This window comes from Roseinatronobacter alkalisoli (assembly GCF_028745735.1).
GTDB classification, from domain to species: Bacteria; Pseudomonadota; Alphaproteobacteria; order Rhodobacterales; family Rhodobacteraceae; genus Roseinatronobacter; species Roseinatronobacter alkalisoli.
On sequence record NZ_JAQZSM010000002.1, the window covers coordinates 170,693 to 188,254 of the forward strand.

The 17,562-nt window shown below is 60.9% G+C and carries 18 protein-coding genes; 14 read left to right on the top strand and 4 right to left on the bottom strand.

Annotated elements, in window-relative coordinates; genetic code table 11:
- Positions 1–39: 39 nt before the first annotated feature.
- Positions 40–486: a CAP domain-containing protein gene (locus PUT78_RS03185; protein WP_274350656.1), complete on the bottom strand. Its 447-nt coding sequence runs from the start codon at positions 484–486 to the stop codon at positions 40–42.
- A gap of 126 nt (positions 487–612) precedes the next feature.
- Here PUT78_RS03185 and PUT78_RS03190 point away from each other — a divergent pair, with 126 nt between their 5' ends.
- A complete protein-coding gene (locus PUT78_RS03190) occupies positions 613–2,142 on the top strand; it encodes an FAD-binding domain-containing protein (RefSeq protein WP_274350657.1) in 1,530 nt (509 codons plus the stop codon).
- 163 nt (positions 2,143–2,305) lie between these two features.
- On the opposite strand, the gene PUT78_RS03195 is transcribed toward PUT78_RS03190, so the two are convergent.
- Together PUT78_RS03195 and miaA are read right to left on the bottom strand one after the other, a co-directional pair.
- On the bottom strand, positions 2,306–3,133 hold the full coding sequence (locus PUT78_RS03195; RefSeq protein WP_274350658.1) for a helix-turn-helix transcriptional regulator: 828 nt from the start codon (positions 3,131–3,133) through the stop codon (positions 2,306–2,308).
- Between the two features lie 146 nt (positions 3,134–3,279).
- On the bottom strand, positions 3,280–4,179 hold the full coding sequence (gene miaA, locus PUT78_RS03200; RefSeq protein WP_274350659.1) for a tRNA (adenosine(37)-N6)-dimethylallyltransferase MiaA: 900 nt from the start codon (positions 4,177–4,179) through the stop codon (positions 3,280–3,282).
- A gap of 118 nt (positions 4,180–4,297) precedes the next feature.
- Here miaA and pyrH point away from each other — a divergent pair, with 118 nt between their 5' ends.
- From pyrH to lpxB, 13 genes are all read left to right on the top strand, one after another.
- On the top strand, positions 4,298–5,029 hold the full coding sequence (gene pyrH / locus PUT78_RS03205) for a UMP kinase (RefSeq protein WP_274350660.1): 732 nt from the start codon (positions 4,298–4,300) through the stop codon (positions 5,027–5,029).
- 100 nt (positions 5,030–5,129) lie between these two features.
- Complete coding sequence (gene frr / locus PUT78_RS03210; protein WP_274350661.1) at positions 5,130–5,693, top strand: ribosome recycling factor; 564 nt, start codon at positions 5,130–5,132, stop codon at positions 5,691–5,693.
- A 46-nt stretch (positions 5,694–5,739) separates the two neighbouring features.
- Positions 5,740–6,489 carry a polyprenyl diphosphate synthase gene (gene uppS / locus PUT78_RS03215; RefSeq protein ID WP_274350662.1) on the top strand — a complete coding sequence of 250 codons (750 nt, stop codon included), beginning with the start codon at positions 5,740–5,742 and terminating at the stop codon, positions 6,487–6,489.
- On the top strand, positions 6,486–7,295 hold the full coding sequence (locus tag PUT78_RS03220; RefSeq protein ID WP_274350663.1) for a phosphatidate cytidylyltransferase: 810 nt from the start codon (positions 6,486–6,488) through the stop codon (positions 7,293–7,295). Before uppS ends, PUT78_RS03220 begins: the two co-directional genes overlap by 4 nt.
- A gap of 3 nt (positions 7,296–7,298) precedes the next feature.
- On the top strand, positions 7,299–8,471 hold the full coding sequence (gene dxr / locus PUT78_RS03225; protein ID WP_274350664.1) for a 1-deoxy-D-xylulose-5-phosphate reductoisomerase: 1,173 nt from the start codon (positions 7,299–7,301) through the stop codon (positions 8,469–8,471).
- Positions 8,472–8,510: 39 nt separating this feature from the next.
- Complete coding sequence (gene rseP, locus PUT78_RS03230; protein WP_274350665.1) at positions 8,511–9,845, top strand: RIP metalloprotease RseP; 1,335 nt, start codon at positions 8,511–8,513, stop codon at positions 9,843–9,845.
- A 107-nt stretch (positions 9,846–9,952) separates the two neighbouring features.
- Positions 9,953–10,114, top strand: coding sequence for a hypothetical protein (locus PUT78_RS03235; protein WP_274350666.1), 162 nt, complete (start codon positions 9,953–9,955; stop codon positions 10,112–10,114).
- A 191-nt stretch (positions 10,115–10,305) separates the two neighbouring features.
- Positions 10,306–12,669, top strand: coding sequence for an outer membrane protein assembly factor BamA (bamA, locus tag PUT78_RS03240; RefSeq protein WP_274350667.1), 2,364 nt, complete (start codon positions 10,306–10,308; stop codon positions 12,667–12,669).
- Positions 12,669–13,271: an OmpH family outer membrane protein gene (locus PUT78_RS03245; protein WP_274350668.1), complete on the top strand. Its 603-nt coding sequence runs from the start codon at positions 12,669–12,671 to the stop codon at positions 13,269–13,271. The genes bamA and PUT78_RS03245 overlap by 1 nt, the downstream gene beginning before the upstream one ends.
- A gap of 120 nt (positions 13,272–13,391) precedes the next feature.
- Positions 13,392–13,883 (top strand): 3-hydroxyacyl-ACP dehydratase FabZ, encoded by a 492-nt coding sequence (gene fabZ, locus PUT78_RS03250; RefSeq protein ID WP_274350669.1) that lies wholly within the window; start codon positions 13,392–13,394, stop codon positions 13,881–13,883.
- Between the two features lie 8 nt (positions 13,884–13,891).
- Positions 13,892–14,686 (top strand): acyl-ACP--UDP-N-acetylglucosamine O-acyltransferase, encoded by a 795-nt coding sequence (lpxA, locus tag PUT78_RS03255; RefSeq protein ID WP_274350670.1) that lies wholly within the window; start codon positions 13,892–13,894, stop codon positions 14,684–14,686.
- Positions 14,683–15,510 (top strand): LpxI family protein, encoded by an 828-nt coding sequence (locus PUT78_RS03260; protein ID WP_274350671.1) that lies wholly within the window; start codon positions 14,683–14,685, stop codon positions 15,508–15,510. The genes lpxA and PUT78_RS03260 overlap by 4 nt, the downstream gene beginning before the upstream one ends.
- Positions 15,507–16,667: a lipid-A-disaccharide synthase gene (gene lpxB / locus PUT78_RS03265; RefSeq protein WP_274350672.1), complete on the top strand. Its 1,161-nt coding sequence runs from the start codon at positions 15,507–15,509 to the stop codon at positions 16,665–16,667. The genes PUT78_RS03260 and lpxB overlap by 4 nt, the downstream gene beginning before the upstream one ends.
- Here the strand turns inward: lpxB and PUT78_RS03270 are convergent.
- Positions 16,624–17,562 carry a site-specific tyrosine recombinase XerD gene (locus PUT78_RS03270; protein WP_274350673.1) on the bottom strand — a complete coding sequence of 313 codons (939 nt, stop codon included), beginning with the start codon at positions 17,560–17,562 and terminating at the stop codon, positions 16,624–16,626. The genes lpxB and PUT78_RS03270 overlap by 44 nt on opposite strands.

A 17,562-nucleotide genomic window follows, 5' to 3' on the forward strand; every position in this document is an offset into this window, starting at 1 on the left:
GCAAACACCGCTTGGGTCACGCCGCGCGATTGCACAATGTCAGCATTCTGCGGCGAATAACTGCACCCAATGGGGGCCAGCGGCGCGCCCGATTCCGACCAGTGTCAGGCGTCGGTCAAGCATGTTACGCCTGTGTCCGTCCGAACGAAGCCAGGTGCGCATAACCTGAGGTATATCGCGTTGTCCCCTGGCGATATTCTCGGCGGCGCGACAGATCCCCTGCAACTGCGCGGCGGCGAGCCGGTCCATCATGTCGGCCCCTTCCGGGCTGGCATGGCTGAAATATCCGCGCCGTGCCATGTCGCAGGCGTGGTCCTGCGCGATGCGTGTCAATTCCGGTGACAGCGCAAGTTTTCCGCGCCCCGCCGCTTCGCGCGCCTGGTTAATTGCGTCCAGATGAATGGCAAGTTCGTCTTTCACCGGGACGGGGCATGCGAATACTGGCACCGCCCATAGGCTAAGCCAGATGATGAGAATCAGTTTCATTCTGCGCACATGTATATACCCCTTCCCCAGTTCTTTCACATAGTTGGCCAAGGTAGATCAAGGGTGTGAACATTAAGTGAACAAATTGCCTTGACCCGCGCTTTCCCTGCGATATGTGATGGCGTCATGAACAGCCCTGTCCTTGTCTGGTTCAAGCGCGATCTGCGCCTTCATGATCATCCTGCGCTGGTGGCTGCGGGGGCGTATGTGCTGCCTGTCTATATTATCGAACCTGACTATTGGGCATTGCCCGACACATCGGGGCGGCAATGGGCGTTCACGGCCCAATGCCTGCAGTCACTGCGCGTGGGGTTGGCGGAACGCGGCCAGCCGTTGGTCATCCGCATGGGCGATGCGGTGCAGGAACTGGCGCGGTTGTGCCGGCGCCATCATGTGACGCGCATGATCAGCCATGAAGAAACAGGCAATGGCTGGACTTATGCGCGCGATCGTCAGGTCGGGGAATGGGCGCGCAGCGCGGGGGTCGATTGGGTGGAACTGCCACAATCGGGCGTGGTGCGCCGCCTGCGGTCACGCAATGGCTGGCAAGGGCTGCGGGACGGGTTCATGTCCCTGCCGCTGCTGGACGCCCCACAGGCATTGGCCCCGGTCCTGCCGGAAATCACCACATTGCAGCATTTGCCCGATGCGAAGGCCCTGCGCCTGAAACCCGACACCTGCCCGAACCGTCAACGTGGCGGGTATCAGGCCGCGGTGCATACATTACAGACATTTCTGGAAACACGCGGGCAGGGGTACAGGGCGCAAATGTCATCGCCCCTGACGGCGGAACGCGCCTGTTCGCGCCTGTCGCCCCATCTGGCGTTGGGGGTTCTGTCCCTGCGCGCGGTGGAGCACGCCCGCAAACAGGCGCGGGCCGATCACGCGGGGCAGGGCGGGTGGAATGGCGCACTGAGCAGTTTCGGCAAACGTCTGGCATGGCATGATCATTTCATCCAGAAACTGGAAGATGCGCCGCAACTGGAAACCCGGTGCCTGCATGCGGCGCATGAAACCCTGCGTCCACGCGGGCAAAAACGTGATCTGTTGCAGGCGTGGCAGCGGGGCGAAACCGGTGTCCCTTTTGTTGATGCCTGCATGCGCTATCTGAATGCGACCGGCTGGCTGAATTTCCGCATGCGGGCGATGCTGATGTCCTTTGCCAGCTATCACCTCTGGCTGGATTGGCGCGATTCCGGTCCGCATCTGGCACGGATGTTCACCGACTATGAACCGGGGATCCACTGGTCGCAATGCCAGATGCAATCGGGGACCACTGGAATAAACACGATACGGATTTATAACCCGATCAAGCAAGGGCTGGACCATGACCCTGACGGGCGCTTCATCCGCGCCTGGGTGCCTGAACTGGCCCATGTGCCGCAACAGCATATCCATACCCCCTGGACCTGGTGTGAGGGGCGGCGTGGATTGGGGCAGCGATACCCCGCGCCGGTTGTTGATCTGGCGCAGGCGGGGAAATTTGCGCGCGAAATGCTGTGGGGGCTGCGCAAACAGGCGGGATTTCAGGATGTGGCGCAGCTGGTTGCGGCAAGGCATGCCTCGCGGGCAGGACGCAGCGGTGCGGGCGCGCATGGTCAGGGTGTCGCGCGCCGCCGCAAGGAAGATCCTGCGCAATTGCACCTGGACCTGTGACATGGCCCGCATGCGCCGGAAAGCCGACCTGCCGTGGAAAGATTGCGCCGACAGTGCGCGACCTTTCCACGGCGGGGGAAACCGGGGTGGGACTGGCAGGACATGCGCTGCTTATTGTTCTGGCGGGTGCCGCGCGAAGCAGGTCACACTAAGCCCTGCCGGATCAGTGACGCGCCATGCTTGTATGTGCCTTGCGCCAGACGGTCGGCGGCTGACCTGTTTGCTGCGCGAAGGCGCGTGCAAAATATCCGGGGGTGGAAAACCCCAGCCCGCGGGCGATCTCCTGCACCGGGACCATGGTTTCCGACAACATGCGCCGTGCTTCATACAGGCGCCGGTCCTGCAGCAGGGCCAGTGCGGTGCGTCCGCAACTTGCACGGCAGGCGCGGGTCAGATGCGTGGGCGTAACGCCCAGAGCTGCCGCGTAATCCGAAATATTGAATGCGGAACCGAATTCGCGTTCCAGAAGGGCAGTGTAGCGTGCCGTCAGCCGTTCATTGGCGTTGCGCGGTCCGGCCTGGGTAGTGTCTTTCGCCTGTGCGGCGCGGTGGCGGTCCAGCCAGACCGACAACAGCCCCAGCTGGCACAGCGCCGCGCGTTCTGCCAGCCGGCGCCCTCCGTCCAGTTCGCGCTGGACGGCATCGACGATCTGGCCAACCTCGGACTGGGATGTGCCGTCACGCAGGCGTAGATGCAAAGGTGTATCCGGCAGCGTAAGGCCATGGTCGCTACCGAAATAGATGGCCATTCCCTGTACGCGGGTCATCGCCTGAAAGCTGAACATGACACCTGCGGGTATGAAGATTGCGTTATGCGGGTGAAATCCCCGCGCGCTGCCCGCGACAGTGATGCGCCCTTGTCCGTGGGTGAACCACAAAAACAGCGGCTCGTTCAGGGCGCGCAATGTTTCCAGTTGCCATTTCGGGCTATTCGCCAGTTTCGTCAACGGCTGCATGCGCAGGCGCGACCGATGTTCAGGTATCTGCATCATTTGTCACATGTCCCCCAAGACCTTGGCGAGAGTAAGACCATCGCGGCGCAGAAAAAGACAAATCCCTTCCGGGTATGTGTGAATTGGCTCAGTTTCCTGACGGACGTGGCATATCTGTGACTCTGACTTTGGTGGGAAACGGGCCCTCAGGGAAGCAAAATCCAGCCCTGCATGCGGTTGCGAAACCATGTCCGCTGGCGCTTGGCGTATTGGCGCGTGGCAAGTTTAGCGGCATCGATGGCATCAGGTAACGATATGTGGCCCTGAAGGTGGGCAATCAGTTCCGGTGCGCCGATGGCTTTGGTCCAGGGGGCACCCGGTTGCCAGTGCGGCAGTGCTGCGCGCGCTTCATCCAGCGCCCCTGCCGCAATCATCTGCTCAAAGCGCGAATCGATTCGCGCGTTCAGCCAGTCTTTGGGCGGGCGCAGCACATAGGGCGTGGTGTCCCTTTGCGCCAGCAATGGCGGTGGCGTATCATCCTGCCAGCTTGCCAGCCCGCGCCCGGTGGTGCGCAGCACTTCCCAGGCGCGCTGAATACGGGCGGGATTGGCGGTGTCGATCCTTGCAGCCGTTGCCGCGTCCAGTTCCGCCAGAAGTGCTGCCGCGCCCTGATCCGCCATGCGCTGGTCTGCGTCAGCGCGGATTGCGGCGGGGGTCGGCGGGATTTCGACCAATCCTTCGGTCAGCGCACGAAAATAAAGTCCGGTTCCGCCCACAATGACCGCGTTGGGGTATTGCGCCAGCAGTGGCCGCAAGGCGCGCAGCCAGTGCCCCACGGACCAGTCCTGTCCACGCGCGACGCAGCCATACAGGAAATGCCGCGCCTGTGCGGTATCATGGTCATCCGGGCGCGCGCTCAGGACACGCCACATGTCATAGACCTGCAACGCATCTGCGTTGATGATGACCCGCCCCTGCGCGCGTGCAAGCCAAAGCGCCAGCGCTGATTTGCCGCTTGCGGTCGGCCCGGCCAGCAGGACCGGCCGTTTCGTATCCGGTGGCTGCTTTTGCACCTGTTGCAGCGCCCGTTCCGAAGGGTCGGTCATTTCCTGCATTCCTGCCCGCTTTCACATTGAACCTGCGCCCGTTTTCCGACATTTTGCAGCGTGACGAAAGTGCCCTGCCGGAAGATATGCCGCGCCAGCCATGAAAAAGGATTGCCCCATGAGCGAAGCCACTGAAACCCGCACGACATACAAGCGTGTGATGCTGAAAATTTCGGGCGAGGCGCTGATGGGGGATCAGGGTTATGGGCTGCACCCGCCAACCGTCGCGCGTATCGCGCAGGAAGTCAAATCCGTGCATGATATGGGGGTTGAAATCTGCATGGTGATCGGGGGCGGGAATATCTTTCGCGGGTTGCAAGGTTCGGCGCAGGGGATGGAACGCACCACGGCTGATTACATGGGCATGCTGGCCACGGTGATGAACGCGCTGGCCATGCAGGCCGCGCTGGAAGACCTGGGTGTGTTCACCCGCGTTATCAGCGCCATTCCGATGGATCAGGTCTGTGAACCCTATATCCGCCGCCGCGCGGTGCGCCATCTGGAGAAGAAGCGCGTGTGCATTTTTGCTGCGGGCACCGGCAACCCTTATTTTACCACTGATACCGCCGCCACGTTGCGCGCCAATGAAATGGCCTGCGAAGCCATTTTCAAGGGCACCAAGGTGGATGGCGTCTATGACAAGGATCCCAAGAAGCATGCCGATGCGCGGCGCTTCGACACCATCAGCTTTGATGATGTTCTGGTAAAGCACCTGCAGGTCATGGATGCGTCTGCCATTGCGCTGGCGCGCGACAATCATCTGCCGATCATTGTGTTTTCGCTGGATGAACCCGGCGGGTTCAGCGGAATTCTGCGCGGCGAAGGCACATATACCCGCGTTTCGGACTAAGCCGGGGCAACGCGGGCTTACAAAGCTGCAGCGTTGGCGCTAGAAGACGGAATAGCATGCTGCATCACGCGATGCTGGCCCAGTGACAGGGAAAAGAAAGATGTCAGAAGAGATTGAGATTGATCTGGATGATCTGAAACGCCGCATGGACGGGGCGATGGCGGCATTGAAAACCGAATTCGGATCGTTGCGCACGGGGCGGGGTTCGGCTTCGATGCTGGAACCGATCATGGTGGACGCATATGGCCAGATGACCCCCATCAACCAGGTCGGTACCGTCAACGTGCCGGAACCCCGCATGGTGACAATCAATGTCTGGGACAAGGGGCTTGTGGGCAAGGTGGAACGCGCAATCCGCGAGTCGGGCCTTGGCATCAACCCGCAACTGAACGGCACCATCATCATGTTGCCGATCCCCGAACTGAACGAAGAACGCCGCCGTGACCTGACTCGTGTGGCCGCGCAATATGCCGAACACGCGCGCGTGGCGATCCGCAACCTGCGTCGTGACGGCATGGACCAGATCAAGAAGGCCAAGGCCGCGGGCATGTCCGAAGACGAACAGAAGCTGTGGTCCGAGGAAATTCAGGATCTGACTGACAGCTATATTTCGCAGGTCGACAAGGCCCTTGATGGCAAGCAGGAAGAAATCATGCAGGTCTGACTCAGGTCGCGCGTTCCGCCACGTACCTGATTGGAGGGTCCTTTGAATGATGTTTGACAAGTCCGCCCAGCCGGGCCGCGAAGACCCCGCCACGCCCGGTGCCCTGCATGTTGCTGTCATCATGGACGGGAACGGGCGCTGGGCGCAGAACAGGGGCTGGCCGCGTCTGGTCGGGCATCGCAAAGGGGCGGAACGGGTACGCAAACTGGTCGAGGCCTGCCCCGACCTTGGCATCCGCTACCTGACGCTTTATGCGTTTTCGACGGAAAACTGGAAGCGCTCCACCGAAGAAGTTCTGGGGCTGATGACGCTGTTTGCCCGCTATATCCGGCGCGAAGCGGACCGCATGAAGCGTGAAGGCGTGCGCCTGCGCTTCATCGGGGACAGAACGCGGCTGGATGATGATCTGCAGGCGCTGATCCGCTGGATCGAAGCAGAAACCGCAGAAAATGACAGGGTGCATCTGTCGGTTGCACTGAATTATGGCGGGCGCGATGAAATTGTGCGTGCGACGCGCGCCATGGTGCAGGATGTGGCCGCAGGCACGCTGTCGGCAGAGCAGATCAGCGACGCCACCATATCGCGCTACCTGGACACGCGCGATCTGCCCGATCCTGACCTGGTGGTGCGCACATCGGGGGAAACACGGGTATCGAACTTCCTGCTGTGGCAGGCGGCCTATGCAGAGTATGTCTTTACACCGACTCTCTGGCCGGATTTTACCCCGGCGACCATGGGAACCATTCTGAAGGACTTTGCCGTCCGTGAGCGCCGCTTCGGCGGGGTCAAAACGTGAGCGGGGCCAGTTTTACTGATCTGCGCGCGCGCGCGTTGTCGGGGCTGGCGATGGCCCTGATCGGAATCGGGGCCGTGTGGGCGGGCGGATTGCCGTTTGAATTGCTGGTCTGTGCCCTGACCGGGTTGATGATCTGGGAACTGACCCGCATGCTGGACCCCGCTGCGCCCTTTGGCAAGGCTGAAGGCGCAGGGTTTACGGCTGCTGTCGCGCTGTGGGTGTTTTCCGCGAAGCTGTCAGGGGGCCTGCTTCTGGGGGCGTTGGTGCTGGCCGTGCTGTTGCTGGCATGGCGTTTCCCGAAGGACCGGGGAATTGCCGCAGCCTATCTGGCACTGATCCTGTTCGCGGGGTTGGGGCTGATTGTGCTGCGCAATGTCTATGGCTGGGAATGGGTGCTGTGGCTGGTACTTCTGGTCATAGGGTCTGATGTGGCAGGGTATTTTGCGGGCCGTATCATGGGCGGGCCGAAGCTGTGGCCGCGTGTCAGCCCGAAGAAAACATGGTCGGGCACTGTTGCGGGCTGGGTCGTCGCGGTCGCTGTCGGCTGGGCCTTCATGGGGGTGCTGGGTGGCGGTGCCGGATTGGTGATTATCTCCGTTCTGGTGGCGATGGCCGGGCAGGCGGGGGATATCGCCGAAAGCGCGATCAAGCGCCATAGCGGGGTCAAGGATAGTTCGAACCTGATTCCCGGCCATGGCGGTGTCATGGATCGGTTTGATGCCATGATAGCTGCTGCGCTGATGGTCCTTTTGCTGATCGAAACCGGCCTGATGGGGTTGGCGCTGGCGCAACCGGCCGGGATATAGTCGATGATGCGGGTTTCTGTATTCGGGGCCACCGGTTCTGTCGGGGAAAGCACGTTTGACCTGCTGGCCCGCCGCGATGACATCCGGACTGTTGCGCTGACCGGCGGGCGCAATATTGCGCGACTTGCCCGGCAGGCACGTGAATTGCAGGCGGAAATCGCAGTCACCGCGCATGACGATTGCTATTTCGCGCTGAAAGAGGCGTTGGCCGGAACCGAAATCAAGGTGGCCGCGGGTACGCAGGCCCTGATTGACGCGGCTGACCGCCCCGCCGATTGGGTGATGTCCGCGATTGTGGGGGCTGCGGGACTGGTGCCTGGGTTTCGCGCGCTGTCCCAGGGCGCCACACTGGCGTTGGCGAACAAGGAATCGCTGGTATCGGCAGGCCCATTGATGATGGCCTGCGCCGCACAGCATGGCGGGCGGATCCTGCCTGTGGACAGTGAACATTCGGCCGTGTTTCAGGCGTTGACCGGCGAAGATATTGCCGCGGTGGAACGTGTGGTGATCACAGCGTCCGGCGGGCCGTTCCGGAACTGGAGCAAGGCGCAGCTTGAACTGGCAACACTGGCGCAGGCGATGGTTCACCCCAACTGGTCAATGGGCCAGCGCATCACCATTGATTCGGCCAGCATGTTCAACAAGGCGCTGGAACTGATCGAAACGCGCGAGTTCTTCGGCCTTGACCCCGCGCAGATTGAAACTGTCGTGCATCCGCAATCCATTGTGCATGCGCTGGTGGGGTTCCGCGACGGGGCGATGATGGCGCATATGGGCATGCCCGACATGCGACATGCCATCGGATATGCCCTGAACTGGCCCGACCGCGCCGCGTTACCGGTGCCAAGGCTGGATCTGTCGGTCCTTGGTCGGCTGGATTTCGAAGCGCCTGATCCGGACCGTTTTCCCGCCCTGCAAATCGCACGTCATGTGATGGATCTGCGCGGGCATGCGGGCACTGCGTTCAACGCCGCCAAGGAAGTGGCGCTGGATGAATTCATTGCCGGGCATATCGGTTTCATGGACATGGCCCGGCTGGTGGACAGGACATTGGACCAGCTTGTAGCGGACAGCGGGTTGACAGCGCCGGTGCGGGCGCTTGAATCCGTGCAGGCAATGGACCAAATGGCAAGAAGGGTCGCGCGTGAACTGGCGCGACAATTGCTTAAGAATTAGAAAGCGCGGTCAATTCCGGCGCGACAAAGGGGAACACAGTTGGATCTTATCGGGTTTCTGCCCAGTTTTGGCAATTTTTTCTATACGATTGCTGCGTTTGTGGTTGTGCTTTCGGTCATCGTGGCGGTCCATGAATACGGGCATTATATCGTCGGGCGTTGGTCGGGTATTCATGCGGATGTGTTTTCCATCGGGTTTGGTCCGGTTCTGGCCAGCCGCAAGGACCGGCGTGGAACCGTCTGGCAGGTCGCTGCGATCCCGCTGGGGGGCTATGTGAAATTCGCGGGCGACGCGGATGCGGCATCCGGCAAGGATGCAGGTGCGCTGTCTGCGATGGATGAGGGGGCACGCCGCCGCACCATGCATGGTGCGCCCCTCTGGGCGCGTTCGGCAACTGTCGCGGCGGGACCGATTTTCAATTTCGTTTTCTCGTTCTTTGTTTTTGCCGCGCTGATGTTGGTGCAGGGCGTCGCTGTGGATGAACCCGTTGTGGGAGAAATCACATCGCTGCCCGCCCAGCCGTTCGACCTGGCGCAGGGTGACCGCATTCTGGCGATTGAAGGTATTGAAACCGCCACGCTGGGTGATTTCCTGTCTGCCGCCGAATCCCTGCCAGCTGAACCTGTGCTGAATTACCGTGTGGAACGTGACGGGCGCGTCATGCAGGTGTCAGGCCCCCATCCGCAGCCGCCGCTGGCGGGGTCCGTGGCGATGCAATCCGCCGCGCGTGAGGCGCGCATGCAAGCCGGCGATGTGATCACCGCTATCAACGGCACCCCCATCGCAACCTTCCGTGAGTTGCGCGAACTTGTCGCGCAATCAGGCGGGGCAGCGCTGGACCTGACTGTGTGGCGCGACGGCAATCTTCTGGATCTGACGCTGGTGCCGCGCAGCACCGACCTGCCTTTGCCCGATGGCGGCTTTGAAACCCGCTATCTGATCGGCCTGACATCGGGCGTGGTGTTTGCCTATGACACCCGGACGCCGGGCGTGGGCGAAGTTGCGGGTATGGCCGCAACCCAGATATGGCGCGTTCTGCGCACCTCTGTCGAGGGGCTGTATTATATGATTCTGGGCCAGATCAGCACATGCAACCTGTCCAGCCCCATCGGAATTGCCGAAGCTTCAGCCGCAATGGCCAGCGACGGGCTGTTCGAACTGGTTTGGTTCATTGCCGTTCTGTCCGTGGCCATTGGTTTTCTGAACCTGTTTCCCATACCGCCGCTGGATGGGGGACATCTGGTCTTCTATGCCTATGAAGCCGTGATGCGGCGCCCCGCAGGTGACGGGGCTGTGCGTATTCTTATGGCGATCGGGCTGTCGCTGGTGCTGACGCTGTTTGCGTTTGCGCTGTTCACTGATCTTACCTGCTGAGTTGGTGTTTCCGGACGGCGCATGACGGGATCGCGCCGCCGATGTGACACGGCTTTGCCCCATTCATGCCCTGTTTTCCTGCAAGATATACCCTGCAGGAGGCATGAATGGCTTATATCGACAGTGAACTACGCAATGTCCGTATTGTCTGGGATACAATCGCAGACCGGCTTTTTATCATCGCGCTGATTGCTGCGGGTATGGCGGTGGCGGGAGTGTTATCGGCGTATCTGGGCTATGTGCCCCATGAAATAGTACCGCCGCGCTGAAAGTCGCCCGCCGATACTCCTTGATTCCAGCAGATCAAAATGCGCGCCCGTCGCGCGCATTTTGCTGTATCTCGCTGCCTGACAGGCAACACCTGCGCGCCAAGATGAATTCGCGCCGCGATTGCTTTGACTCTTTTGTCTGAACTCGCTAGGCAGTGTGATAACAATAAAGCGGAAATACGGGGCCGGATATGCGCGGAATTCTTGGGATGCTGCCGTCGCGCGCAAAGGGTAAGGGCGCGTCTGCGCACCTCTTTGCTGCGGCAATCTTTTGTTTTGTTTCATTGGTGAATGTTGCGTTTGTTGCACCTGCACAAGCGCAGAATTTCCAGTTCACGACCATTTCGATTGATGGCAATGTGCGGGTGGACGATTCCACCATCATCGGGCTTGCGGGAATCAGGCCGGGACAATCTGCAAGTGCGGCGCAGGTCAATCGCGCCCTGACACAATTATCCGGTTCGGGTCTGTTCGAAGATGTATCGGTCGAACCGCGCGGGAACACGCTGCTGATAACTGTCAGGGAATACCCCGTTATCGGGGTGGTGAATTTCGAAGGAAACCGCCGCCTTGACGATGATGTCATTGCCGAAGTGGTGCAGACCACCGCCGGGCGCGTCCTGTCGCCGTCCCAGGTCGAAGCAGATGCGCGCGCGATCGCAGAACTGTATAGCCGCCGTGGCCGCACTGCTGCCGAAGTGACACCCGAAGTATTGCCGCGCGGCAACAACCGCGTCGATCTGGCCTTTGTCATCCGCGAAGGGAACGTGGTTGAGATCGAGCGCATTTCCTTCGTCGGCAACCGCGCGTTTTCCAACTATCGCCTGCGTCAGGTGCTCAGCACCAAACAGGCGGGTATCCTGCGCCTGATTATCCAAAGCGATACATTTATTGCCGAACGCATCGCGCTGGATCGTCAGCTTCTGACTGATTTCTACCTGTCGCGTGGGTATGTCGATTTCGAAATCCTGTCGGTAACCCCGGAAATCGCGCGCGAACGCGACAGATTCTTCCTGACGTTCAATCTGCGCGAGGGCCAGCAATACCGCTTCGGCAATGTTACCGTCGTCAGCGAGGTGGAGGGAATCAACGCTGCTGATTACGAAGGCGAAGTCCAGAATCCTGCGGGCGCGCTTTTCACCCCCAACACGCTGGATCTTAACATCGCGCGGCTTGAACAACGGGCCGAACGCCAAGGTCTGCGCTTCATCCGTGCGGAACCGCGCTTTACCCGCAACAACCGCACGCAGACGATTGATGTTGAATTCGCAATCGTGCGCGGTGAACGTATTCTGGTTGAACGTATCGATATTCAGGGCAACACCACCACGCAGGACCGTGTGGTCCGCCGTCAGTTCCGGTCCGCCGAAGGCGACTCGCTGAACCCACGTGAGATCCGCGAAGCGGCTGAACGTATCCGCGCGCTTGACTATTTCACGGATGTGAATGTCGAACCGCGAGCGGGCAGTGCCCCTGATCAGGCAATTCTGGATGTCGAGGTTGAGGAAACGACCACGGGTTCGCTGGGCTTTTCAGTCAGCTATTCAGCAAATGACGGGATTGGGTTCGGCATCAGCTTTTCGGAACTGAACTTTCTTGGTCGCGGGCAGGAAGTCGCTGTCGCGTTCAACGTGATCAAAGGGTCGCGCGACATTTCGCTGTTCTTCACGGAACCGGCGCTGTTTGACCGTGACCTGTCCTATACGCTGGGAATCGGGTATCAGGAAACATCGTCGCTGAATTCCCGCTTTGACACTCGCGAAGCCTTTCTGAACAATTCGATCAGTTTCCCGATCAGCGAATTCGGGCGTCTGCAATTGCGTCAGGGTCTGGTGATGGACAGGCTGAAGGGGTTGGATGCGGCATCGTCTGAACGCATTCGTCTGGATGAAACCGCAGGCACCGCAGTCACCGGTTCACTTGGCTATACCTATAGCTACGACACGCGCAATGTCGGCATTGACCCGACACGCGGGATGATCCTGAGCTTCTCGCAGGATTTCGGGGTCGGTAACCAAAGCCGGCGCTATGTCCGGTCGGAAGCGCGTGCGGGCTATGAAATGGCGATCTTCAATGAAGATGTGACCCTTACGGGGGATGTGCGCGCCGGGATGCTGCATATGATCAACGGGTCATCGCGTTTCCGCGAACGTTTCCAGTTGGCCAGTGTGATGCGTGGTTTCCGTGCAGGTGATTCCGGTCCGCGTGATTTCGGTGCCGGAAATGACGATGTACTTGGCGGTAACCGGTATTTTGCAGCTACCGCCGAAGCGCGCTTTCCACTGGGCACGCCCGAAGAATACGGGCTGTCAGGCGGTATATTTGCCGATGTCGGGTCCGTCTGGGGTGTGGATAACGTTGGAATTGCTGGTGTGGACATGACCAGTCCTGCTGGTGAGAATTCCAACAAGATGCACCTTCGCGCCACCCTGGGGGTCTCGCTGTTCTGGGACAGCCCGCTGGGTACGCTGCGCTTCGACTTCTCGCGGCCAATCCGCAAGCGCCCCTATGACCGCACGCAGAATTTCGACTTCACGATTGTTTCGAATTTCTGATGATGCGGCCTGATTGGGTCTTGGCATGGATCGGGGCGGCAGGCATTCAGCTTGCCGCCCCTGGCTTTGCGCAAGGCACGCAGGGGTTTCCCCTTGGGCAGAGTTTTGATGAAGCCGCCCCGACGCTTCAACTGCGCACATTGAACGAAGAACGCCTGTTTCGCGATTCCGCCTTCGGGCAGCGGGTCGCGGCGGAAATTGATGCGGCTTCGCGCGCGCTGGAACTCGAAAATGAAGAATTGCTGGAGCAGTTGACCACGCGCGAACTGGAACTGACCGAAGCGCGCGCCACCATGCCGCCCGTGCAGTTTCGCGCCGCAGCCGAAGCTTTTGACCGCGAAGCAGAGGCCATCCGGCGGTCACAGGCGGAAAAACGGCAACGCCTGAGTATGTATGAAGATGCCGAGCAGCGCCGCTTCTTTCAACTGGCCGCCCCGGTTTTACAGCAAGTGCTGGTGTCCGAAGGCGCGCAGGTGCTGATCGATTCGCGCGCTGTCATCATCGGGGTTTCCGGCATGGACATGACCGACCCCTCCATCGCCGCGTTGAATGAGGGGATCGGTGATGGCGCCCCCTCTCCCACCCCGCTGCGCGTGCCTTGAGGATGGGTGCGCCGGGCCGCTTGTCACGCGGGCCGCAGCTTGGTAAATCAGCGCGAATTGGGCTGCATCCCGCTGTTGTGGGGCGTTCAGGCCGTGACCAACAGTGAAGGAAGCCTTTATATGACCGCTCAGGCGCACCCGCAGGACCATATTGTCCCGACAGACGCAGACCTTACCACGATCATGAAGATCATTCCGCACCGGTATCCGTTCCTGCTGGTTGACAAGGTGCGCGATGTTGTGGCGCGCCAATCCGCCGTCGGCATCAAGAATGTTACCTTCAATGAGCCGCATTTTCAGGGCCATTTCCCCGGTGCGCCCATCATGCCCGGCGTTACAATCGTCGAGGCAATGGCCCAGACCGCGGCCGTTCTGGTGGGCCTGTCGGTGGGTTTCGGCGACAAGGCCCCGCTAGTTTACTTCATGTCCATCGACAAGGCCAAGTTCCGGCGCAAAGTTGTGCCCGGAGACGTGCTGGAACTGCATGTGCAGGTCAAGCGCGGGTCCACCAAGATATGGAAATTCGAAGGTGTGGCCAAGGTGAATGGCCAGATCGCGGCGGAAGCGGAATTCGCCGCCATGATCGATGCCAGTGCAACGACCGCTGAATGAGTGCGGGCATGATTGACCCCAGCGCAGAAATTCACCCGATGGCGGTTGTTGAACCCGGCGCAACCATCGGGCCGGATTGCAGTATCGGCCCCTTCGCCATTATCGGCGCAGAGGTGACACTGGGGCGGGGCGTGACGGTCAAACCGCACGCGCTGGTCACCGGCTGGACCGATATCGGCGATGAATGCACCATTTTTTCCTTCGCATCCGTGGGCGAAATCCCACAGGATCTGAAATACGCGGGCGAACATACGCGGCTGATTGTGGGCAAAAAATGCCGCATCCGCGAAAATGCTACGCTGCATATCGGCACAGATGGCGGCGGCGGCGTTACCCGCATCGGTGATAGCTGCCTTATCATGGCGGGCGCGCATGTGGGTCATGACGCGCAGATTGGTGACAATGTTATCCTGGCAAATTATGTGGGTGTTGCGGGCCATGCTGTCATTGAAACCAATGTCATCATCGGTGCGCTGGCAGGCGTGCATCAGTTCGTGCGCGTGGGCGAAGGCGCGATGATCGGCGGGCTGACGCGCGTTACCCATGATGTCATGCCGTTCGGGCTGGTATCCGGGCCTGATGGTACGCTGGAAGGGTTGAACCTGATCGGCCTGAAACGGCGCGGCATGGCGCGCGATGACATTTCCGCGTTGCGTGCGGCCTATAAGCGGCTGGCCAATGGTGACGGTTCACTTGCTGACATGGCACAGGCCTTGCTGCAAGACAGCAGTTCCGATGCTGTGCAGCAAGTGGCGCGTTTCTTCACCGACCACAGCAGCCGCAGCTTTCTGCGTCCGAAATGAGCCGTACCGCGCTGATATCCGGCAAGGGCCGTTTGCCACAATTGTTGGCGGAACGCCTGCAATCAGCGGGTGAAAGCCCGCTATTGGCCGAGATGGAGGGTTTTGAAAGTCAATGCGCCGGATTTGGCCCGGTTGAACGCTTCCGGCTGGAACGGCTGGTTCCCTTTCTGGACCGCTTGCAGGATCAGGGGGTAACCCGTGCAGTGTTTGCAGGGGCAGTGCATCGCCCGCGGCTGGACCCGTCCTTGATTGACCCCGCCACCGTGCAGCTTTTGCCGCGGATCATGGCCGCGATGCAGCAGGGCGACGATGGCACACTGCGCGAAGTGATTGCCCTGATGGGGGAATGGGGGATTGATGTTGTGGGTGCGCAGGACATCTGTCCTGAATTGCTGGCCGATGCGGGTGTTCTGGGGGATGTGCAGCCATCGTCGCAGGACAAACAGGATGCCATGCGCGGGTTTCGCGTGTTGCAGGTGATGGGTGCGGCCGATGTGGGGCAGGGCTGCGTCGTTGCGCGCGGCCAGTGTCTGGCGATGGAGGCGCTGCCGGGAACAGATGTCATGCTGGCCCACCTGGCCGATCTGCGCGCGCAGGGCGTGGAACTGCCTGCGGGCGGGGTATTCTGCAAGGCCCCGAAACCGGATCAGGACCGCCGGATTGACCTGCCTGCGCTGGGGCCGGATACAGTGGATGCTGTTCACCGCGCCGGGCTGCGCGGCATTGCCTTTGATGCGGGTGGGGTGTTGTTGATTGACCGCGACCAGATGTTGGCGCAGGCCAATGCGCTTGGGGTATTCCTGTGGGCCATGGACGCGCCTTGAAGATCTTTGTCATCGCGGGTGAACCCTCGGGTGACAAGCTGGGCGGTGCGCTGATGGCGGGACTGCGCCAATTGGCACCGGATGTGGAATTTTCCGGTGTTGGCGGTGATGACATGGCGGCGCAGGGGTTGGCGTCCTTGTTTCCGATGTCGGATTTGTCGGTGATGGGGCTGGCAGAGGTGTTGCCGCGCATCCGACTGTTACGTGCGCGTATCCGTGAAACCGCAGCGGCGATTGCTGTTGCCGCGCCGGATCTGGTTATCACCATCGATAGCCCCGATTTTTGTCTGCGTGTGCTGAAGCTGGCCCGCGCTGCATCCCCCCGCTTGCCGGTGGTGCATTATGTGGCGCCATCGGTCTGGGCGTGGCGGCCAAAGCGGGCAGCGCGCATGGCCCCGCTGGTGGATCATGTGCTTGCCCTGCTGCCGTTTGAACCGCCCTATATGACGGCGGCTGGCATGAGTTGCGATTTTGTTGGTCATCCGGTAGTGGCCGAACCACGCGCGCCTGCGTCAGACGTTGCGCAGTTGCGTGCCGGGCATGACGGCCCGCTGGTGCTGGCATTGCCGGGGTCGCGGCGTGGTGAAATCGCGCGTCTTGCACCGCGTTTCGGGCAGGCATTGGCGCAGGCACTGCCGGAAAATGCCCGCGTTCTGGTGCCCACGGTGCGTGCGCAGGCTGATTTCATGCGCGCACAGGTCGCGCAATGGCCGGTACATGCTGCGGTGCTGGAGGACAGCGCCGCCAGACGGGCGGCCTTCGCCGCCGCTGATGTGGCGCTGGCGGCATCTGGCACAGTGTCGCTGGAACTGGCCGCGAATGAAACCCCCATGGTTATCGCTTATGATCTGGCCCTGTTGACCAGATTTCTGGCGCAACGCCTGATCCGGCTGGATACGGTCACACTGGTCAATCTGGTGTCTGAAACACGCGCCATCCCCGAATTTCTGGGGCGCGATTGCCAGCCTGACCGGATTGCTGTGGCGTTGAAAAACCTGCTGGATGATGCGGGTACCCGCGCCGCGCAGCTGGACGCAATGGCCCTGACAATGGCGCGGCTTGGGCAGGGGGGCACGCCACCGGGACAGCGCGCCGCACAATCCGTGCTGGATTTCATGGCTTCGCAAGCGGGTGATGGTCCAGTACCAGCGTTTTAAGCCGTTCTTCCAAAACATGCGTGTAGATTTCGGTCGTCGACACATCCGCATGGCCCAGAAGTGTCTGGATCGCGCGCAAATCCGCCCCGCCCGCCAGCAGATGCGTGGCAAAGGCATGGCGCAGCACATGCGGGCTGATACGCGCAGGGTCCAGCCCCGCTTTAAGGGCGATTTCCTTCAGCACAAGGTAGAAACCGACACGGCTGAAATGCCCCTCGCGCCCGTTTGACGGGAACAGAAAGCGCGGCTCCGGCAGGCGTTTCGTGCGTAATTCTGCCGCCTGCCTGTCCCATTGCGCCAGCCATGCGGTCAGGGCAGTGCGCGCCGGCTGGGACAGCGGCACCATACGTTCGCGCCCGCCCTTGCCGCGCACAAGGATCATGCGCGGATCACCACGCACCGCAGCCACCGGCAGCCCGACCAGTTCCGTTACACGCAGCCCGGTGGCATACAGCAGTTCCATCAGGCAGGTGTTGCGCAGCCTGTCAGCTTCGGTCCGGCCGGTGGTGCGTGCCGTGTCCAGAAGGGCCGATATGTCGTCATGTGACAGTGTGTCGGGCAGTTTCTTTGACTTGCCGGGGCCACGAATGCGGCTGGCAGGGTCATCATCGCGCCAGCCCTCTGCATAGGCAAAGCGATACATCGCGCGGATGGACGCAAGTCGCCGCGCGCGCGTGCTGCGCGCCAGCCCCTGCGCATTGCAATGCACCAGATAGGATTCAATATCTGCCCGTGTCAGGCTGTGAAAGTTCAGGCCCCTGGATTGCGCCCAATCCGCGAAATCCCGCAGGTCTCGGCCATATGCAAGTTGGGTATTTCGCGCGCTTCCGGTTTCCGCAGCGGATGCGTCCAGAAATGCCGAAATCCAGTGATAATCCTGACGCGGAGGAGGCAT